Below are 17870 nucleotides of genomic sequence, written 5' to 3' on the forward strand. Positions count from 1 at the left end.
AAACAGATACAATAGGGGTTCTTTTTCACAAAATTTCTTTGATGACAGCAGAGTCACGTCACTCCTCCCCGCCGGTTATCCGGTTCACGGATGTCACCCTTGGTTATGATACCCGCGTCATTTTGCGAGACCTGAGTCTCGAAGTAAACAAAGGCGAAGTGGTTGCCCTGATTGGTGGTTCCGGCTCCGGCAAAACCACCTTGTTGCGCGCAGCGACGGGTCAGATTCGCGCGCAGAAAGGGACCGTTACCGTCTTTGACCAGGATGTCAATCGCATGACGCCCCAGCAACTGGGCGCTGCGCGTCGCCGCATGGGTGTGCTGTTTCAGCAGGGCGCCCTGTTTACCGACCTGAGCGTGTTCAGCAATGTGGCTTTCCCTTTGCGCGAACTGAGCAACGATAGCGAAGCCGTGATTCTGGAAAAGGTGCTGGACAAACTGGATCAGGTTGGTTTGAAGCGCGCTGCGCATTTGAGTGTGTCTGAAATCTCAGGCGGCATGGCGCGGCGGGTTGCACTGGCCCGGGCCATTGTGCTGGAGCCCGAAATTATTCTGTTTGATGAGCCCTTTGCCGGTCTGGACCCGATTTCACTTGGCATGACAGCCCGTCTGATTCGCAGCCTGACCGATAAACTCGGCTGCGCGACGGTACTCATCACGCACGACCTGGAAGAGTCATTCCTGATTGCCGATCAGGTGTACATGGTGGGCGATGGCAGCCTGGTTGTGTCGGGCACGCCGGATGAAGTGCGCCAGTCTGACAATTCGCTGGCGCGCCAGTTTCTTAAGGGCGCCTCCAGCGGACCGGTGGTCTTTGAATATCCGCCTTCTGATGATTTCGATCGCTGGCTCAGTCGTCATCGCGAGGGCGTCAAATGATCGTTGATCTTATTACCGCGCTGGGCGCGCGCATCACGCGTCCCATTCTGGCGCTGGGAATCTGCTTCCGGTTTTTACTTGCCGTGCTGGCGCGCACGTCCATCGTGTTTAAGCGCCCCCGGCTGGTGATCGAGCAAATTCATTTTATCGGTAATTATTCGCTGGTCATTATTGCGGTTTCGGGCCTGTTTGTGGGTTTTGTGCTGGGTCTGCAGGGGTACTACACGCTCACCCGGTACGGTTCCGAAGAGGCGCTGGGCGTGATGGTGGCCCTTGGTCTGGTGCGTGAGCTGGGGCCGGTCGTCACGGCGCTGCTGTTTGCCGGCAGGGCTGGTACCTCCATTACCGCGGAAATCGGTTTGATGAAAGCCGGCGAGCAGATCGCCGCCATCGAGGTAATGGGTATCAACCCATTACGCCGTATCGTGGTTCCGCGTTTCTGGGGTGGCGTGATTGCCATGCCGATTCTCGCGCTCATCTTTTCGACCGTCGGTATTATTGGCGGCTGGCTGGTGGCGGTGGTGCTTATCGGTGTGGACGGCGGTTCATTCTGGTCGCAAATGCAAAGCGCAGTTGATATTCAGAACGATATTCTGGCCGGCTTTATCAAAAGCATCGTGTTCGGGCTGGCCGTGATGCTGGTTTCCGTTTATGAAGGCTGGATGTCGAAGCCCACCCCGGAAGGGGTGGCGCGCGCGACCACGCGCACGGTGGTGGTCAGCTCCCTGCTGGTGCTGGCGCTTGATTTCCTGCTCACAGCAGTGATGTTCGGTGGTTAGTCGCGTTTTGTGACGTACACACGAAAAAGGTTAATTTCAAATGAGTAAGAAAACAGATTTTCTGGTCGGATTGTTCGTGTTGCTGGGTATTCTGGCTGCGGTCTTTATGATGCTGCAGGCGGGTAACCTCAGAACGTTTTCTATCGGGCAAACCTATCATGTGACCGCCAAGTTTCAGAATATCGGCGCGCTCAAAGTGCGCTCGCCGATTAAAAGCAACGGCGTGGTGGTGGGTCGGGTCAGCAGCATCACCTTCGACAATAAAGAGTTCAAAGCGGTGGTGGGGATGGATATCGAGGCCGGCTATCAGTTCCCTGACGACAGTTCGGCATCCATCCTGACCTCGGGCCTGCTGGGTGAGCAGTACATTGGCCTGACACCAGGCGGCGATGATAAGAACCTCGCGGACAATAGTGAAATCATTTATACGCAGAGCGCGGTGGTGCTTGAAGAGCTGATCAGCAAGTTCCTGTTTTCCAAGGCGGAGTCAGAAGGGGCGGGCGCATCGGGCAGCAGTGGTGCGGATCAGACACACAATGCGCCTGCGCTGACACCGCCGGCATCGGCACCAGCGCCGGTACAATAATGGCGTAAATGCTGGTATATTTAGGCTATTGCAAGGGCAGGGACAGTCGGGCGTGGTGAGTCGCCGGCTGAGGGGACCTAACTGCGCCTGTCAATAAAACAACGAGTCTCTTATGAAACAAACTCAAATACGCCTGCTTGGTTTAGGCTCCGCGCTGGCGTTGCTCGCCGGTTGTGCCTCGGTCAAAAATCCGACGCCTGGCGATCCGCTGGAAGGCTACAACCGCAGTATGTTCGCGTTTAACGACGCGGTTGACCGCAACCTGCTTACGCCTGTGGCCAAGGGCTATCAGGCAGTGGTGCCCAGCCCTGTGCGCACCTGCGTTACCAATATTTTCAATAACTTCGGCGACATCTGGTCGGGCATCAACAGCTTTTTGCAGGGCCGTGGCCTGGATTCAGTCAATACCTTTGGTCGCGTGCTGTTTAACTCCACCATGGGCCTGGGCGGATGTATCGACGTCGCCTCCATGAAAGGCGCCCCACGTATTCAGAATGATTTCGGTACCACGCTGGGCGTATGGGGCTTCGGTCAGGGGCCTTATCTGGTTCTGCCACTGCTGGGCCCCTCAACCATTCGTGATACTGCCGGTACGGTGGGCGACGGTTTTGGTGGTTCTGCCGTCTATGCGAACCCTGGTGCCATCAACGATGTGCCCGTACGTAACACGATCTGGGGTATCAGTGTTGTTAACTCCCGTGCCAATCTGCTGAACGCCAGCGACCTGTTGGACGATGTCGCGCTGGACAAATACAGCTTCCTGCGTGATGCTTATTTACAACGCCGTCAGGCATTGCTGAATCAGAAGCTCGGTCCGGTTGTGCTGGATCGGGCAGACGGGCAGAACAAGGGTGGCAGCGATAACCTGCCGTCTTACGATGATCCTGAAGCGGGTGGCACGACAGGTGCGGCTGATCCAAATGTGCCGGTATATGATGACCCTGATGCCGCTGCATCAGGCACCACGCAAAGTGCAGGCAAAGCGGCCGCCCGGCCGGCAGGCGCGCTTCGGCAGCAACCTGCGGCAACGCCAACGCCGCCCGCCAGCGGTGCTGCCAGTGCCGATCCATCGCTGCCCGTCTACACGGATCCGGAAAGCAAGTAATTGAACGCATGAATACAACAGCCTGAAACGGGATTGACGCCTCTTTCCTTTCAGGCTGTTTCATTCAGCTGGTTCTTTTACTCTTGCTGACATTTCCCATGTATCCTCGGAAATACAATGAGTCAATTGGGCAGGTACCGGCCAGTTCGGACTGTCGCGTCAGAGATTAGAAAGGAGATCACGTATGAAATTCGCAGGTATTCTCAAGACCACCCAGGTCGCCATGATCGCCGGGTTCCTTTCAGTAGGTGCCATGCAGGCGGCTGTGGCTGCCCAGGATCCGAATCAGTTTGTTGAGCAGATCGCCAACAACACCCTGCAGGCCGTCAACCAGAGCGATGCGGCCAAAAGTGGTGATATCAGCGCCATTAACGGTATTGTCACGCAATATCTGATGCCGCACATCAATATGGAAAAAACCACCCGCCTGGCAGTGGGCCAGCCGTGGCGTCAGGCCACCGCGGAGCAACGCTCGGCGCTGGTAAACGGATTCAAGCAAACCTTGCTGCGGACCTATAGCGGTGCCTTCCGTAATGTCACATCAGGTACCACGATTACCATGCAGCCATTCCGTGGTGATACCAACGCCAGCGATGTGGTTGTGCGTTCTATTATTACGGCCGGCCAGGGGCCGGTTTCAGTGGATTATCGCCTGGAAAAGGCCGGCAATAGCTGGAAGATCTATGACCTGAATGTGGAAAATATCTGGCTGATCCAGAATTACCGCAATCAGTTCGCCGGCCAGATCTCGCAGGGTGGCATTGATGGCCTGATCAAGGCACTCAATCGCTGATTCCACAGGCGTTTGAGATATAATGAAATGCTTGGCTCATTGGTGAGCCAGGCATTTTTTATATTCATGTCCGCCGTTCAAGTACAACATCTTTCCAAAATCTATAACAGTGTCCGTAACGCGGGTTGGCGGCGCTTTCTGTCGTCCCGGGATCCTTCACGCGAGCCGTTTCGTGCGCTCGATAACGTGAGTTTCAGCGTTCAGGAAGGCGAGTTTTTTGGCTTGCTGGGCCCCAATGGAGCCGGTAAAACCACGCTTATTTCCCTGCTGGCCGGCCTGTCACACCCCACCGCAGGCACCGCCAGCATCTGTGGTTATGACGTTGCGACCCAGTACAAGCAGGCGCGTCGTTCGCTGGGCGTGGTGCCGCAGGAGCTGGTGTACGATCCGTTTTTTACCGTGCGTGAAACCCTGCGCCTGCAATCGGGTTACTTCGGCATTCATCGCAACGATGACTGGATCGACGAGATTTTGCACAACCTGGGCCTGACAGAAAAAGCGGACGCCAATATGCGCGCACTGTCCGGCGGCATGAAGCGGCGTGTGCTGGTGGCCCAGGCGCTGGTGCATCGCCCGCCTGTGATCATTCTGGACGAACCCACTGCCGGTGTCGACGTAGACCTGCGGCGCAGTCTGTGGGACTTTATCGTGCGCCTGAACAAAAGCGGTCACACCATCATGCTAACCACCCACTATCTGGAAGAGGCTGAAGCCCTGTGCAACCGGATCGCGCTGCTCAAGCGCGGGCAAATTGTTGCGCTGGATACCACTCAGGCGCTGATGGCGCGTGTGGGCGGGCGCGATCTTGAAGAAGCCTTTGTGCACATCATGCATAACGGTCTGCAGGAGAGTGTGGCATCATGAATCCCCTGCAAAAAGACGTCCGGTTTGGTTCGGGCTTTCCGACCCTGCTGTACAAGGAACTGCTGCGCTTCTGGAAAGTCGCGTTCCAGACGGTGGCCGCGCCGGTCATGACTGCCATGCTGTACCTGCTGGTGTTTGCTCATGTGCTGGAAGACCGGGTCCGGATGTACGATACGGTGCCGTATACGGCTTTTCTGATCCCCGGGCTCATGATGATGAGCATGCTGCAGAATGCCTTTGCCAACCCGTCGTCGTCGCTTATTCAAAGCCGAATCACCGGTAATCTGGTGTTCGTGCTCCTGCCGCCGCTGTCTCATTATGAATTTTTCTCCGCCTACGTGATTGCGGCCGTGCTGCGCGGTCTGGTGGTGGGGCTGGGTATCTGGATCATGGCGTCCTTTTTTGTGCCCATCTGGCCGGCCAGCATCGCATGGGTATTGGCGTTCGCGGTGCTTTCCTGTTGTATTCTGGCCGTACTGGGTATTATTGCCGGGCTGTGGTCGGAAAAATTCGACCAACTGGCGGCGTTCCAGAATTTTCTGATCATGCCCGCCACTTTCCTGTCGGGTGTGTTTTATTCTATCCACTCACTGCCGCCATTCTGGCAGGGGGTGTCGCACTGGAACCCGGTTTTCTATATGATTGACGGCTTCCGTTACGGATTTTTCCAGGCATCGGACGTCTCGCCTTGGCATAGTGTTGCCGTGGTGGCCGCCTTTTTCGTGTTGCTCTCTGCCTACGCCCTGCGATTACTTGCCCAGGGATATAAACTCAGGACATGACTATGTTACCTACCCCCGAACAGATTCAGCAATACATCGAATCGCATCTGCCCTGTGAACACATTGAAGTGCGCGGCGATGGCTCGCACTTTGAAGCCCTGATCGTTAGTACCGTTTTTGAGGGAAAACGCCCCATTGCCCGGCACCAGGCGGTATACGCAGCGCTGGGCGAGCGAATGAAAGCGGAAATTCATGCGCTTTCAATGAAAACCCTGACCCCCGAAGAGTATCGCAAGAATGGATAAACTCAGAATTGTCGGCGGACGCCGCCTGAACGGCGAAATCAGCATTTCCGGTGCCAAGAATGCGGCATTGCCGATTCTGTGCGCCGCACTGCTTACCAGTGAGCCTGTGACGTTGCGCAATGTGCCGCAGCTCAATGATATCAGCACCACGGTGCGGCTGCTGGCCGACCTGGGCGTTAAAGTCACCCAGGAAGCGGGCGGTGTTGTGCATTTGCAGGCCGACCAGATCACCAATCTGGAAGCGTCGTACGAACTGGTCAAAACCATGCGCGCGTCAATCCTGGTGCTTGGCCCGCTGCTCACGCGGTTCGGTCAGGCCAAGGTCAGCCTGCCGGGTGGCTGCTCTATCGGCCAGCGGCCGGTGGATCAGCATATCAAGGGCCTGACGGCGCTGGGTGCAGATATTACCGTAGAACACGGTTTTGTAGTGGCAAACGCGGTACGCCTTAAGGGCGCTCCCATTGTGACCGATATGGTAACGGTGGGCGGTACCGAGCAGTTTCTGATGGCGGCAGCGCTGGCCGAAGGCCAGACGGTGCTGGAGAATGCCGCGCGCGAACCGGAAGTGGTGGATCTGGCGGAAATGCTGATCTCCATGGGCGCGCGTATTTCCGGGCATGGTACGGACCGGATCGTGATTGACGGCGTAGAGCGTCTGCACGGCACCGACTACACGGTTGTGCCCGATCGCATTGAAGCCGGTTCTTTCCTGTGCGCCGTCGGTGCCACCGGCGGCGACATCATGCTGCGCAATGCGGCACCCGATACCATGGGGGCGACGCTGGACAAGCTCATCGATGCGGGCCTCACCATCGAAAGCGGCGCAGACTGGATTCGCGCTTCTATGCAGACGCGGCCAAAAGCGGTGGGGTTCCGGACGCGTGAGTATCCCGGCTTCCCGACAGATATGCAGGCTCAGTTGCTGGCCCTGAACACGGTCGCCACCGGTATGGCGGTTGTTGTCGAAAATATTTTTGAAAACCGCTACATGCACGTGCCTGAACTGATGCGCATGGGCGCCGATATCGAACTGGATGGCCATACGGCGGTCATCAACGGCGTGCAGCAGCTGATGGGTGCCCAGGTCATGGCGACCGATCTGCGGGCGTCTGCCAGCCTGGTTATTGCGGGCCTGGCGGCGACCGGCGAAACCATTATCGATCGCATCTATCACCTGGATCGTGGTTACGAAAAAATGGAAGACAAGCTGCAGGCGGTGGGCGCCGACATCCAGCGACTGCGGAGCTGATACTCATGACACAGAATCCCCAACTGACCATGGCCCTGTCCAAAGGGCGTATTTTCGAGGAAACACTGCCGCTGCTGGAGCAGGCCGGCATTGTCGTGACCGAACACCCCGAGCAGTCGCGCAAGTTGATACTGCCTACCAGTCGCGATGACCTGCGGATTTTGATTGTGCGCGCCTCTGATGTGCCCACCTATGTGCAATATGGTGCGGCCGATTTCGGCATTGCCGGCAAAGACGTGCTGTACGAGTACAGCAAAGAACATCCGGGCGGCCTGTATCAGCCGATAGACTTGAATATTGCACGTTGCCGTCTGGCTGTTGCGGTACGTGACGGGTTCGACTATGAAGCCGCGGTGCGCCAGGGCGCGCGCCTGCGCGTTGCCACCAAGTACGTTAACGTGGCGCGTGAGCATTTTGCCCGCAAGGGCGTGTATGTTGATATTATTAAATTGTACGGCTCCATGGAGCTGGCGCCGCTGGTCGGATTGGCCGATGCCATTGTCGACGTGGTCTCCACAGGCGGTACGCTGCGCGCCAATGGTCTGGTTGCCGTTGAAGATGTCATGCCTGTGTCGTCCCGGCTGATCGTCAATCAGGCAGCGCTCAAGACCCGCGCTGCGGTTTTGCAGCCCATTCTGGATGCCTTTGAACACGCAACGCCCTCTCAGGGATAATCTGAAGCTATGAAACCTGTAATCAATCGACTGGATTCCCGTGCTGACGGGTTCGCGGGTACGTTACGCCAGTTGCTGGCGTTTGAAGCTGGCGAAGACGCCCATATTGAACAGGCGGTTGCCGGTATTTTGCAGGATGTCAGGCAGCGCGGCGATGCGGCTGTTCTGCAATACACCACGCAATTTGACCGTTTGCCGGTGACCACCATGGCGGATCTGGAGATCTCGCCCGCAGAATGCCAGGCGGCGCTGGATGCGCTGGCACCGGCACGGCGTCAGGCACTGGAACAGGCTGCGCAGCGCGTGCGTATGTATCATGACCGGCAGAAAACCGACTCCTGGCGCTACCAGGAGGCGGACGGTACGGTGCTGGGCCAGAACATCACGCCCATGGACCGCGTGGGTCTTTACGTCCCCGGGGGCAAGGCAGCCTATCCTTCGTCAGTGTTGATGAACGCCATTCCGGCCAAGGTGGCCGGGGTGGGTGAAGTTATCATGGTGACGCCTACGCCCGATGGCGTGCGCAATCCGCTGGTGCTGGCTGCGGCTGCCGTTGCCGGAGTGGATCGCGTGGTTGCCATTGGTGGCGCCCAGGCGGTCGGCGCACTGGCTTACGGCACCGACAGCATTGCGCCCGTCGATAAAATCGTCGGCCCCGGCAATGCCTATGTGGCTGCAGCCAAGCGGCGGGTTTTCGGTACCGTAGGGATTGATATGGTGGCCGGCCCCAGCGAGATCCTGATCATCTGTGATGGCACCACGCCGGCAGACTGGATTGCCATGGATCTGTTTTCCCAGGCCGAGCATGACGAGTTGGCTCAGGCCATCCTGCTGTGTCCCGACGCCGATTTTCTGGAAAAAGTGCAGGAGGCTATTGTGCGCCTGCTGCCCACCATGCCACGCGCCGAGATTCTGGGCAAAAGCCTGGCCGATCGCGGCGCACTGATTCTGGTGCGGGATCTTGATGAGGCGGTTTCTATTGCAAATGAAATTGCACCCGAACATCTGGAAATTTCCACGGAAAATGCCAGTGAGCTGGCCGGGAAAATCCGCCATGCGGGTGCGATTTTTCTGGGGCGTTTTTCGTCTGAAGCGCTGGGCGACTATTGCGCCGGCCCCAATCACGTGCTGCCCACGGCGCGTACGGCACGCTTTTCTTCGCCACTGGGCGTCTACGATTTTCAGAAACGCAGCAGTATTATCCAGGTGTCCGAGGCAGGAGCGATTACACTAGGGGCGATTGCCGCCGAACTGGCCGATGGCGAAGGCCTTCCTGCGCATGCGCAGAGCGCGCGTTACCGCCTGAATTCTAATACTGACGATAAGACCTGATACTACGTTATGCGAACCGCTGACATTACCCGAAATACCAATGAGACCCGCATCAGGGTGTCACTTAACCTGGATGGCACAGGCAAGCAGGCCATTGATACCGGCGTGCCGTTTCTGGATCATATGATCGACCAGATTGCGCGTCACGGCTTGATAGATCTGGATATCAAATGTGATGGCGATGTACATATCGACGATCACCACACCGTGGAAGATGTCGGTATTACACTGGGCCAGGCTGTAGCCAAGGCCGTGGGCGACAAAAAAGGACTCACTCGCTACGGTCATTCCTATGTGCCGCTGGACGAGGCCCTGTCTCGTGTGGTTATCGATTTTTCCGGCCGTCCCGGCCTGGAGTATCACGTTCCCTTTACCCGCTCACATGTCGGGCGCTTTGATGTAGACCTGATGCGTGAGTTTTTCCAGGGATTTGTTAATCATGCCTTGGTATCCATGCATATCGACAACCTGCGTGGTACCAATTCGCATCATCAGGCCGAAACGGTTTTCAAGGCTTTTGGTCGCGCACTGCGCATGGCGCTGACGCCGGATCCGCGCAGCGAAGGCGTGATTCCATCCACCAAAGGCGTGCTGTAATGGCAGGAATGCGTTTATGAGCGGCAAAATTGCGATTGTCGATTATGGCATGGGAAACCTGCATTCGGTGGAGCGCGCCTTGCGTCATGCAGCGAGCGAAGCCGATGTCTATCTCGCGTCTGATGTAGCGGCGCTGGAGAAGGCCGATCGGATTGTGTTTCCGGGGCAGGGGGCCATGCCCGATTGCATGCGCAATTTGCAGAACTCAGGGCTGCTGGACGCTGTGCTGCGCGCCGCCGACAGCAAGCCTCTGCTGGGGGTTTGCGTAGGTGAGCAGATGCTGATGCAGCACAGCGAAGAAGGTGATGTGCCGTGTCTGGGCATTTTCCCCGGTACCGTGCGCAAGTTTGCCGGGCCGCAATTTGCCGTGAATCTGCAGGAACAGTCTGATACCTCGGCGGCGCAGGTGCAGCATGAGGCGCGTCCGCTCAAAGTGCCGCATATGGGCTGGAGCCGGGTCAGACAGGCAAGGCCGCATGCCTTGTGGGATGGCATTCCCGACAACAGTTACTTTTATTTTGTCCACAGTTATTATGTTGATCCTGCAGATTCCGCCATTTCGGTGGGAGAAACGGTATACGGACACAATTTCACCTGTGCCGTGGCACGGGATAATATCTTTGCAGTACAGTTCCACCCCGAAAAAAGCGCGGAATTTGGCTTGCGTCTTTATCGGAATTTTGTAAACTGGAATATCTGACCATATTTAGGTCATGGCAGTTGGGTGAATTGTGAAACCGCAACAGGTGTTCATGATTTTAATTTTATTCTTATTTTGATAATCTGATTGTTATGCTGCTCATACCAGCCATTGATTTAAAGGACGGGCGCTGTGTCCGCCTGCGCCAGGGGGACTTGCAGGATGCCACCATTTTTTCCGAAGACCCGGTTACCGTCGCGGAACAATGGTACGACCAGGGCGCAAGACGCCTGCATCTGGTTGACCTGAACGGAGCCGTTGCCGGCAAGCCCAAAAACGAAGATGTGATCAAGGCCATCGTACGGGCCGTCGGCGACGACATTCCGGTGCAGATCGGCGGTGGCATTCGCGACCTGGACACCATTGAACGGTATCTGGATTTCGGTATCCAATATATCATTATCGGGACGGCAGCCGTAAAGGATCCCGGCTTTCTGCAGGATGCCTGCAGCGCTTTCCCTGGCAATATCATCGTGGGGCTCGATGCGCGTGACGGCAAGGTCGCTACCGACGGGTGGAGCAAGCTCACCCGACACGACGTACTTGATCTTGGTCGCAAATTCGAAGACTACGGTGTTGAATCCATTATCTATACCGATATCGGTCGCGACGGCATGCTGACCGGCGTCAATATTGAAGCCACCGTACGTCTGGCGCAACACGTGAGAATCCCGGTGATTGCCTCGGGCGGTGTGACCGATCTGAGCGACATCGAAGCCTTGTGTGCGGTTGAACAGGAGGGCGTCGAAGGCGTTATTCTGGGACGCAGCATTTACGAAGGTACGCTGGATTTTCAGGCTGCACAGGATATGGCAGACGAACTGAACGGGGATGAGCAGGAGTGACACAGTCTACGGCTCCGGCACACTCCCTGACCACCCGCGTCATACCGTGCCTTGATGTCACGGCAGGGCGCGTCGTCAAAGGGGTGAATTTCGTCCAGTTGCGCGATGCCGGTGATCCGGTGGAAATTGCCAGGCGCTACAACGAGCAGGGGGCTGATGAGCTCACATTTCTGGATATTACGGCGACCAGTGATGGCAAGGATCTGACCCTGTCCATGATTGAACAGGTGGCATCGGAAGTGTTTATTCCGCTGACGGTCGGCGGTGGCGTGCGCGCCTTGCCCGATGTACAGCGCCTGCTCAACGCCGGTGCCGACAAGGTTTCCATTAATAGTGCTGCTGTGAATGAACCCGAGCTGGTGCGCGCCTGTGCCGATTATTACGGCTCACAATGTATTGTGGTGGCGGTTGATGCGCGACGCGTTTCGGCACCGGGAGAGCCATTGCGCTGGGAAGTGTTCACGCATGGCGGCCGCAAGCCTACGGGCATAGACGCTGTTGCCTGGGCCGTACGCATGGCCCGTTATGGCGCCGGCGAATTGTTGATTACCAGTATGGATCAGGACGGCACACAGGCAGGGTTTGACCTGCAACTGACCCGCACGATATCGGATGCCGTGGCCGTGCCGGTCATCGCTTCGGGCGGGGTGGGTAATTTGCAGCATCTTTGCGATGGGGTGAATGAGGGTCGCGCCAGCGCGGTGCTGGCTGCCAGCATATTCCATTACGGTGATTACAGTATCGCGCAGGCCAAGGCCTATATGGCTGAGCGCGGGATACAAGTCAGGAACACGCAATGAACTGGATAGATGAAGTAGCATTTGATGCCGACGGCCTGGTGCCCGCGATTGCGCAGGATTGGCAGAGTGGGCGGATTCTGATGGTAGCCTGGATGAATCGCGAGGCCCTGCAGGAAACCGCGGATACCGGACGGGCCGTCTATTGGTCACGGTCGCGCAAGCGGCTCTGGCGCAAGGGCGAAGAGTCTGGCAATACCCAGCGCTTGTGTTCGCTGCGTCTGGATTGTGACGGCGACGTTGTTTTGCTGACGGTGGAACAACAGGGCGGTGTGGCGTGCCATACCGGGCGCGAGAGCTGTTTTTTTCGCGAGCTTACCGGTGAAGCATCGGCGCGGCAATGGCGGGTAACCGATGAGGTGCTCAAGGATCCGGAGACCATGTACAAATGACGCAAGCTAACCTGCCTGCTCCGGCGGCTGATATTCTGGCTCGTTTGGCTGATGTACTGGAAACGCGCAGGCCACAGGCCGGCGGCGATTCACAAACGTCATATACCGCCAAACTGCTGGCGCGCGGACCCGATGCCTTCCTCAAGAAAATCGGCGAAGAAGCAACCGAATTGGTGATGGCGGCAAAAGATGGCGTACCAGAGCGGATTGTTTCTGAAACAGCGGACTTGTGGTTTCACTGTCTGGTCGCGCTCACGCATTATGGATTACGGCCTGAAGATGTGCTGGCCGAACTGGCCCGTCGTGAGGGTATGTCAGGCCTTGAGGAAAAAGCAGCCCGTAAGCAATAAAGAGTGCATGCAGCGCATGTTATGGCAGTTCTCGCTGCGATGACATTGATGATATTTCGTTATTGATTCGTAAATAAATTGGTATAGTATGCGTATTCACGCAATCTGATTTCAGGAGTAAAACATGGGCAGTTTAAGTATCTGGCACTGGTTGATCGTACTGGTCATTGTCGCCCTTATTTTCGGTACCAAAAAGCTGCGCAACGTAGGCGAAGATCTGGGTGGTGCCGTCAAAGGATTCAAAAAAGGTATCAAGGACGCCAATGATGAAGCCGATTCGTCCAAAGACGATGGCATCAATCGCAAGGTCGCCGACACGCAGGACACGGCAGCACCGGCCAAGCCGGACGCGATCGACGTGCAGGCTCGCGAAAAGTCCGAATAATCATCTCATGCCGACTATCGGCATCAGTTGCGGCATAGACCGCCGGTCTTCTTGAAAAGTAGCAAGTATGTTTGGTTTAAGCTTCGGAGAGCTGTTCGTTATTGGTGTGGTGGGGCTGATTGTGATCGGCCCCGAGCGCCTGCCTACGGTCGCCCGTACGCTGGGCCATCTGGTAGGTCGTGCCCAGCGCTACGTGAACGATGTCAAAAGCGATATTCAGCGCGAAGTGGATATCCAGGAAATTGCCAAAATAAAAGAAGAAATGCAGTCGGCCGTGAGTGACGTCAAATCCTCGGTAGAAGATACGGCCAGCGCCTTGCGCAACCCGGTCAATGCCCTGAGGGACGACCTGGAGCGCACGGGTGCTTCGTTGCGCGATAGCGTCAACCCGAACACCACAAACACAACGTCGTCACAAGCGGATGCGGCTGACGCAGCCAATTCTGCTTCCGATGCGCAGGCCGATACAACCCGCCATGCGGCGGGTCTTTTCGATACGCCGGCACCGGCCACTGATTCACCATCTGCCGGCGTAGCCGATGTGACCGCTCCCCTGACAGAGCCTCCGCTGGAACCGGCCAGTGGTGCTGAGGCTAAGTCCGCTGAAACAGTCAATGCAACGCCGCCTGCTGCTCCTGCATCGGCTGGCAAGCCGGTTTCGTCGACGGCTTCCAGCCCATCCGCTGGGCCTGAGCAGCCCAGTGTCAAGCCTACTGAAGCCGATGCGCCGGCATCGGCCGTTACCCGTTCCGATAAGCATTCCTGATGCCTAATCCCATTCTTCCTCCCGATAGCTCGCAGGAAAGTCTGCCTGAAGACAGCTTTTTCTCCCATCTGATCGAATTGCGGACCCGCCTGATCCGGGCGCTGCTGGCGGTGATCGGGGTGTTTGCCATTCTGTGTATCTATCCGGGCACGGGCGCGGTCTACGACTTTATCGCGCAGCCCATGATTGCGTCGCTGCCTGCCGGCAATCGCATGATCGCCACCGGCGTGATCACGCCGTTTTTGGTGCCGCTCAAAGTCACACTATTGCTGGCCTTCATGATCGCGCTGCCTTATGTGCTGTACCAGGCATGGGCGTTTATCGCGCCGGGCCTGTACCGACATGAGAAGCAACTGGCCATGCCGCTGGTCATCTCCAGCACGCTGCTGTTCTTTTTTGGCATGGCTTTCTGCTACTACATTGTTTTCCATACCATCTTTCATTTCATTGCGATGGTCTCGCCCGAATCGATCAATTTCGCACCGGATATCGAGGCGTATCTTGGCTTTGTGATGACCATGTTCCTGGCCTTTGGTGTCACCTTTGAGGTACCCATTGTCGTGGTGGTGCTGGTGAGCACCGGGGTGATTTCCGTAGAGAAACTCAAGGCCATGCGCGGTTACGTGATTGTGGGTGCCTTTGTTGTGGCGGCCATCGTGACGCCGCCCGACGTCATGTCGCAATTGCTGCTGGCGGTGCCGCTGTGCCTGTTGTTTGAACTGGGGCTGTTCGCAGCGCGCTTTATCAAAGTGCGCGAGCTGAATCGGGACGAATCAGAAACGGAACAGTAGGGCGATTGCCTGGACTGGCACGGGCGGCAAGTGGCGCTAAACCGGACGCCTGAGCGGGCGTTGGTGTCCTTAGGGGCGGCAGCGCTGACGGGCCTGAGTATAACGGGCCTGAACATAACGGACCTGAATATAACGGACCTTAACATAAAGGCCCTGTCAGGGATCTCGTTGTGATCAGTTGGTGGTGGTGATCTGTGGCCGTTTACCCAGCGTGACGATGAAGTCATGCTTTTTGCCGCCACGCAAAACGGTGAAGGTCACTTTTGACTGGGGCGCAAACTCGGCGATTTTGTTCAGCAAATGATCGGTACCTGCAATTTCCTCGCCATTGGCCGCCAGCAGAATATCACCCACCAGCAGGCCCGCCTGTCCAGCCGGTCCATTAGGTGCCAGCGTGGCAATAATCACCCCATTTGTATTTTTCAGATTGAAGGCCCGCGACAGATCGGTCGTGATGTCCTGCGGCTCTATGCCAAGCCAGCCGCGCGAGACGCTCCCGGTCTTGATGATTTCGTCCATGATGCGCATGGCGGTATCGGCGGGAGTGGCAAAGCCAATGCCCAGCGAGCCGCCGGCATCCGATTCCGTATAGATGGCGGTGTTGATACCAATCAGATCGCCGTGTGTATTGATAAGTGCGCCGCCTGAATTGCCGGGATTGATAGCGGCATCGGTCTGAATGAAATTTTCATAGGTATTGATTCCCAGGCCGGTGCGTCCCAGCGCCGATACAATACCCATGGTGGTTGTCTGGCCCACGCCGAACGGATTGCCAATGGCCAGGACGACGTCGCCGATCCGTGGCGTATTGCCGATGTTGTAGTGGATGACCGGCAGGTCGGGCAGATCGGCCTTCAGAACGGCCAGATCCGTATCGGGATCGGTGCCGATCAGTTTGGCCGGGGCCTTGCGTCCGTCGGTCAGGCCCACTTCAATGGAGTCGGCCGCTTCGATCACGTGATAATTGGTCAGAATATAGCCCTTGTCCGAGGCGATGACACCGGAGCCCAGATTGGTGGGCCCCATTGTGTTCTGATCCTTGTTATCCTTGATAAACGGTTTAAGCGCAGGAACGTCCGGCAGATTCTTGAAAGGCGATTCGATGTTCTTTGTGGTATAGATATTCACAACAGACGGTGTGGCCGCCGCAACGGCCGAGGCAAAACTCAGGCTCTCAACGGCAGAAGGCAGTACCGTAGAGGGCAACACACGCGGATTGTCACTGGCGCCGGGCGTCAGCCAGCCCGGGCGTAATGTTGTAATGGTGAAAACCAACGCCAGGCAGACGGTGACCGCCTGAGATAACAGTAACCAAAAACGATACATAGGAAGACGTCGTGAATAAAATTTTCGTGCAGGATTTGCTAGGCTGGCTGGACCAGCAACTAAAACCAGCTCTCTTTCAGGATTATGCACCAAACGGGCTGCAGGTGCAGGGTAAGCCTGAAATAAAAAAAGTGATTACAGGCGTGACGGCCTCGGCGCAACTGTTGCAAATTGCTGCAGACAAGGGGGCTGATGCCGTTCTGGTGCATCACGGATGGTTCTGGAAGGGCGAAAATCCCTGCGTGGTGGGTAGTAAATTTCGGCGCATGGAACTGGCGATCCGCCATGGGCTGAACGTCATTGGCTACCATTTGCCGCTGGATGCACACCCGGAATGGGGCAACAACGCGCAATTGGCAAGGGTTCTGGGCCTGGTTCCCGATCGCGCCGATGATGGCAGCGGACAGCCGGTGGTGTTTGGCCGAGGCGGCCTCATCTGGTCAGGCACGCTGCCACCGGGCATGCAGACGCTGGGCGAACTGGGTACACAAATTGAAACCACCCTGGGTCGGCGCCCGTTGCTTATAGGCAACAGTAACCAGCCCTTGCGGCGTATTGCATGGTGCACCGGCGGCGCCCAGGGCATGTTCGAAGAGGCGATTGCGCGCGGAGTTGATGTCTACCTGACCGGCGAGGCATCGGAACAGGTTTATCATCAGGCGATCGAGTCCGGTGTGGCCTATATCGGCGCCGGTCATCATGCGACCGAGCGCTATGGCGTGCAGGCGCTGGGACAGGCCGTGGCGGCGCAATTCGGTGTGGATGTGGAGTTCGTTGATCTGCCCAATCCGGTGTGAGGAAGGAGGCGGAGCACCGGCGTACTGGCAATGAGGCTCCTGATGACACTCCAGATAAGACGCGCCATATGAGAAGCGTCATATGAGAAGCGTCATATGAGAAGCGTCATATGAGAAGCGTCATGTGAGAAGCGTCATGTGAGAAGCGTCATGTGAGAGGCGTCATGTGAGAGGCGTCATGTGAGAAGCGTCATGTGAGAAGCGTCATGTGAGAAGCGTCATGTGATACGGGCCATAGGAGACGCCAACAGACGAAAAAAAACAACATCTGCCGTTGCTTGCAGATGTTGTTTTTTTACTTCAGGCCTTGCCGCTGATGATGCGGTTCCAGCAACCGAGGCGCTGGTAGTGACAAGGTCTGTGACCGATCAGACCGTAGGTTTCTGACGCAGCAGGTCGCGGATTTCCTTGAGCAGGGCGACATCGGCCGGATCGGCTTCGACTTCGGCTTCTTTTTCTTTTTCAAAGGTGGCGCGTGCTTTGGCAACGGCTTTGACCAGGCAGAAGATCACCAGAGCCAGCAGGACGAAATTGATGAAGATCGTGAGAAAGTTACCGTAAGCCAGCAGATTGGCGCCGGCTTTACTCATGGCTTCGTAAGTACGTGCCCCGGTGTAGCCATCGGGTTCGGATAAGACAATGAATTTGTTGGCAAAATCAACAGATCCGCCGAGGATGAAATTGATCACGGGCATGATGACGTCTTTAACTAAAGAGTCAATGATCTTTCCGAAAGCGGCGCCGATAATCACACCAACGGCCAGATCAATCATGTTGCCTTTGATTGCAAACTCTTTGAACTCGTTTATAAAACCTTTACTCATGATTATGTCCTTT

23 protein-coding genes are annotated in these 17870 nt (G+C 56.6%); 21 read left to right on the plus strand and 2 right to left on the minus strand.

Annotation, left to right across the window (positions count from 1 at the left end):
• Nucleotides 1-41 precede the first annotated feature (41 nt).
• The 20 genes from MIM_RS02480 (at nucleotide 42) to tatC (ending at nucleotide 14910) form a co-directional block, all read left to right on the plus strand.
• Nucleotides 42-878: an ABC transporter ATP-binding protein gene (locus tag MIM_RS02480; protein WP_025371183.1), complete on the plus strand. Its 837-nt coding sequence runs from the start codon at nucleotides 42-44 to the stop codon at nucleotides 876-878.
• Nucleotides 875-1657 carry a lipid asymmetry maintenance ABC transporter permease subunit MlaE gene (gene mlaE, locus MIM_RS02485; protein WP_025371184.1) on the plus strand — a complete coding sequence of 261 codons (783 nt, stop codon included), beginning with the start codon at nucleotides 875-877 and terminating at the stop codon, nucleotides 1655-1657. Before MIM_RS02480 ends, mlaE begins: the two co-directional genes overlap by 4 nt.
• A gap of 40 nt (nucleotides 1658-1697) precedes the next feature.
• Nucleotides 1698-2243 carry an outer membrane lipid asymmetry maintenance protein MlaD gene (gene mlaD / locus MIM_RS02490; RefSeq protein WP_025371185.1) on the plus strand — a complete coding sequence of 182 codons (546 nt, stop codon included), beginning with the start codon at nucleotides 1698-1700 and terminating at the stop codon, nucleotides 2241-2243.
• 112 nt (nucleotides 2244-2355) lie between these two features.
• Entirely contained in the window at nucleotides 2356-3348 is a 993-nt protein-coding gene (locus MIM_RS02495) for an MlaA family lipoprotein (protein WP_025371186.1), read from the plus strand.
• A gap of 184 nt (nucleotides 3349-3532) precedes the next feature.
• Nucleotides 3533-4141 (plus strand): MlaC/ttg2D family ABC transporter substrate-binding protein, encoded by a 609-nt coding sequence (locus MIM_RS02500; protein WP_025371187.1) that lies wholly within the window; start codon nucleotides 3533-3535, stop codon nucleotides 4139-4141.
• 66 nt (nucleotides 4142-4207) lie between these two features.
• A complete protein-coding gene (locus tag MIM_RS02505; RefSeq protein ID WP_025371188.1) occupies nucleotides 4208-5005 on the plus strand; it encodes an ABC transporter ATP-binding protein in 798 nt (265 codons plus the stop codon).
• A complete protein-coding gene (locus MIM_RS02510) occupies nucleotides 5002-5787 on the plus strand; it encodes an ABC transporter permease (RefSeq protein WP_025371189.1) in 786 nt (261 codons plus the stop codon). Before MIM_RS02505 ends, MIM_RS02510 begins: the two co-directional genes overlap by 4 nt.
• A 2-nt stretch (nucleotides 5788-5789) precedes the next feature.
• Complete coding sequence (locus MIM_RS02515; protein WP_042069887.1) at nucleotides 5790-6032, plus strand: BolA family protein; 243 nt, start codon at nucleotides 5790-5792, stop codon at nucleotides 6030-6032.
• Complete coding sequence (gene murA / locus MIM_RS02520) at nucleotides 6025-7281, plus strand: UDP-N-acetylglucosamine 1-carboxyvinyltransferase (RefSeq protein WP_025371191.1); 1257 nt, start codon at nucleotides 6025-6027, stop codon at nucleotides 7279-7281. Before MIM_RS02515 ends, murA begins: the two co-directional genes overlap by 8 nt.
• A 5-nt stretch (nucleotides 7282-7286) precedes the next feature.
• On the plus strand, nucleotides 7287-7955 hold the full coding sequence (gene hisG, locus MIM_RS02525) for an ATP phosphoribosyltransferase (RefSeq protein WP_025371192.1): 669 nt from the start codon (nucleotides 7287-7289) through the stop codon (nucleotides 7953-7955).
• A gap of 9 nt (nucleotides 7956-7964) precedes the next feature.
• Nucleotides 7965-9287, plus strand: coding sequence for a histidinol dehydrogenase (hisD, locus tag MIM_RS02530; RefSeq protein ID WP_025371193.1), 1323 nt, complete (start codon nucleotides 7965-7967; stop codon nucleotides 9285-9287).
• A gap of 9 nt (nucleotides 9288-9296) precedes the next feature.
• Nucleotides 9297-9884: an imidazoleglycerol-phosphate dehydratase HisB gene (gene hisB, locus MIM_RS02535; RefSeq protein ID WP_025371194.1), complete on the plus strand. Its 588-nt coding sequence runs from the start codon at nucleotides 9297-9299 to the stop codon at nucleotides 9882-9884.
• Between the two features lie 16 nt (nucleotides 9885-9900).
• Entirely contained in the window at nucleotides 9901-10584 is a 684-nt protein-coding gene (gene hisH / locus MIM_RS02540) for an imidazole glycerol phosphate synthase subunit HisH (protein ID WP_025371195.1), read from the plus strand.
• Between the two features lie 92 nt (nucleotides 10585-10676).
• On the plus strand, nucleotides 10677-11429 hold the full coding sequence (gene hisA, locus MIM_RS02545) for a 1-(5-phosphoribosyl)-5-[(5-phosphoribosylamino)methylideneamino]imidazole-4-carboxamide isomerase (RefSeq protein ID WP_025371196.1): 753 nt from the start codon (nucleotides 10677-10679) through the stop codon (nucleotides 11427-11429).
• Complete coding sequence (gene hisF, locus MIM_RS02550; RefSeq protein WP_025371197.1) at nucleotides 11426-12229, plus strand: imidazole glycerol phosphate synthase subunit HisF; 804 nt, start codon at nucleotides 11426-11428, stop codon at nucleotides 12227-12229. Before hisA ends, hisF begins: the two co-directional genes overlap by 4 nt.
• Nucleotides 12226-12618: a phosphoribosyl-AMP cyclohydrolase gene (hisI, locus tag MIM_RS02555; RefSeq protein WP_025371198.1), complete on the plus strand. Its 393-nt coding sequence runs from the start codon at nucleotides 12226-12228 to the stop codon at nucleotides 12616-12618. Before hisF ends, hisI begins: the two co-directional genes overlap by 4 nt.
• Nucleotides 12615-12968 (plus strand): phosphoribosyl-ATP diphosphatase, encoded by a 354-nt coding sequence (locus MIM_RS02560; protein ID WP_025371199.1) that lies wholly within the window; start codon nucleotides 12615-12617, stop codon nucleotides 12966-12968. The genes hisI and MIM_RS02560 overlap by 4 nt, the downstream gene beginning before the upstream one ends.
• Before the next feature lie 124 nt (nucleotides 12969-13092).
• A complete protein-coding gene (gene tatA / locus MIM_RS02565; protein ID WP_025371200.1) occupies nucleotides 13093-13353 on the plus strand; it encodes a Sec-independent protein translocase subunit TatA in 261 nt (86 codons plus the stop codon).
• Between the two features lie 67 nt (nucleotides 13354-13420).
• Complete coding sequence (gene tatB / locus MIM_RS02570) at nucleotides 13421-14119, plus strand: Sec-independent protein translocase protein TatB (protein WP_025371201.1); 699 nt, start codon at nucleotides 13421-13423, stop codon at nucleotides 14117-14119.
• Nucleotides 14119-14910 carry a twin-arginine translocase subunit TatC gene (gene tatC / locus MIM_RS02575; RefSeq protein ID WP_025371202.1) on the plus strand — a complete coding sequence of 264 codons (792 nt, stop codon included), beginning with the start codon at nucleotides 14119-14121 and terminating at the stop codon, nucleotides 14908-14910. The genes tatB and tatC overlap by 1 nt, the downstream gene beginning before the upstream one ends.
• Before the next feature lie 174 nt (nucleotides 14911-15084).
• On the opposite strand, the gene MIM_RS02580 is transcribed toward tatC, so the two are convergent.
• Complete coding sequence (locus MIM_RS02580) at nucleotides 15085-16236, minus strand: S1C family serine protease (protein ID WP_025371203.1); 1152 nt, start codon at nucleotides 16234-16236, stop codon at nucleotides 15085-15087.
• 11 nt (nucleotides 16237-16247) lie between these two features.
• Between MIM_RS02580 and MIM_RS02585 the strand changes: the two genes are divergently transcribed.
• Entirely contained in the window at nucleotides 16248-17033 is a 786-nt protein-coding gene (locus MIM_RS02585; RefSeq protein WP_025371204.1) for a Nif3-like dinuclear metal center hexameric protein, read from the plus strand.
• Nucleotides 17034-17401: 368 nt separating this feature from the next.
• Here MIM_RS02585 and mscL read toward each other — a convergent pair whose 3' ends face one another.
• Entirely contained in the window at nucleotides 17402-17857 is a 456-nt protein-coding gene (mscL, locus tag MIM_RS02590; protein ID WP_025371205.1) for a large conductance mechanosensitive channel protein MscL, read from the minus strand.
• Nucleotides 17858-17870 lie beyond the last annotated feature (13 nt).

It is taken from the genome of Advenella mimigardefordensis DPN7, assembly GCF_000521505.1.
Lineage (GTDB): Bacteria > Pseudomonadota > Gammaproteobacteria > Burkholderiales > Burkholderiaceae_B > Advenella > Advenella mimigardefordensis.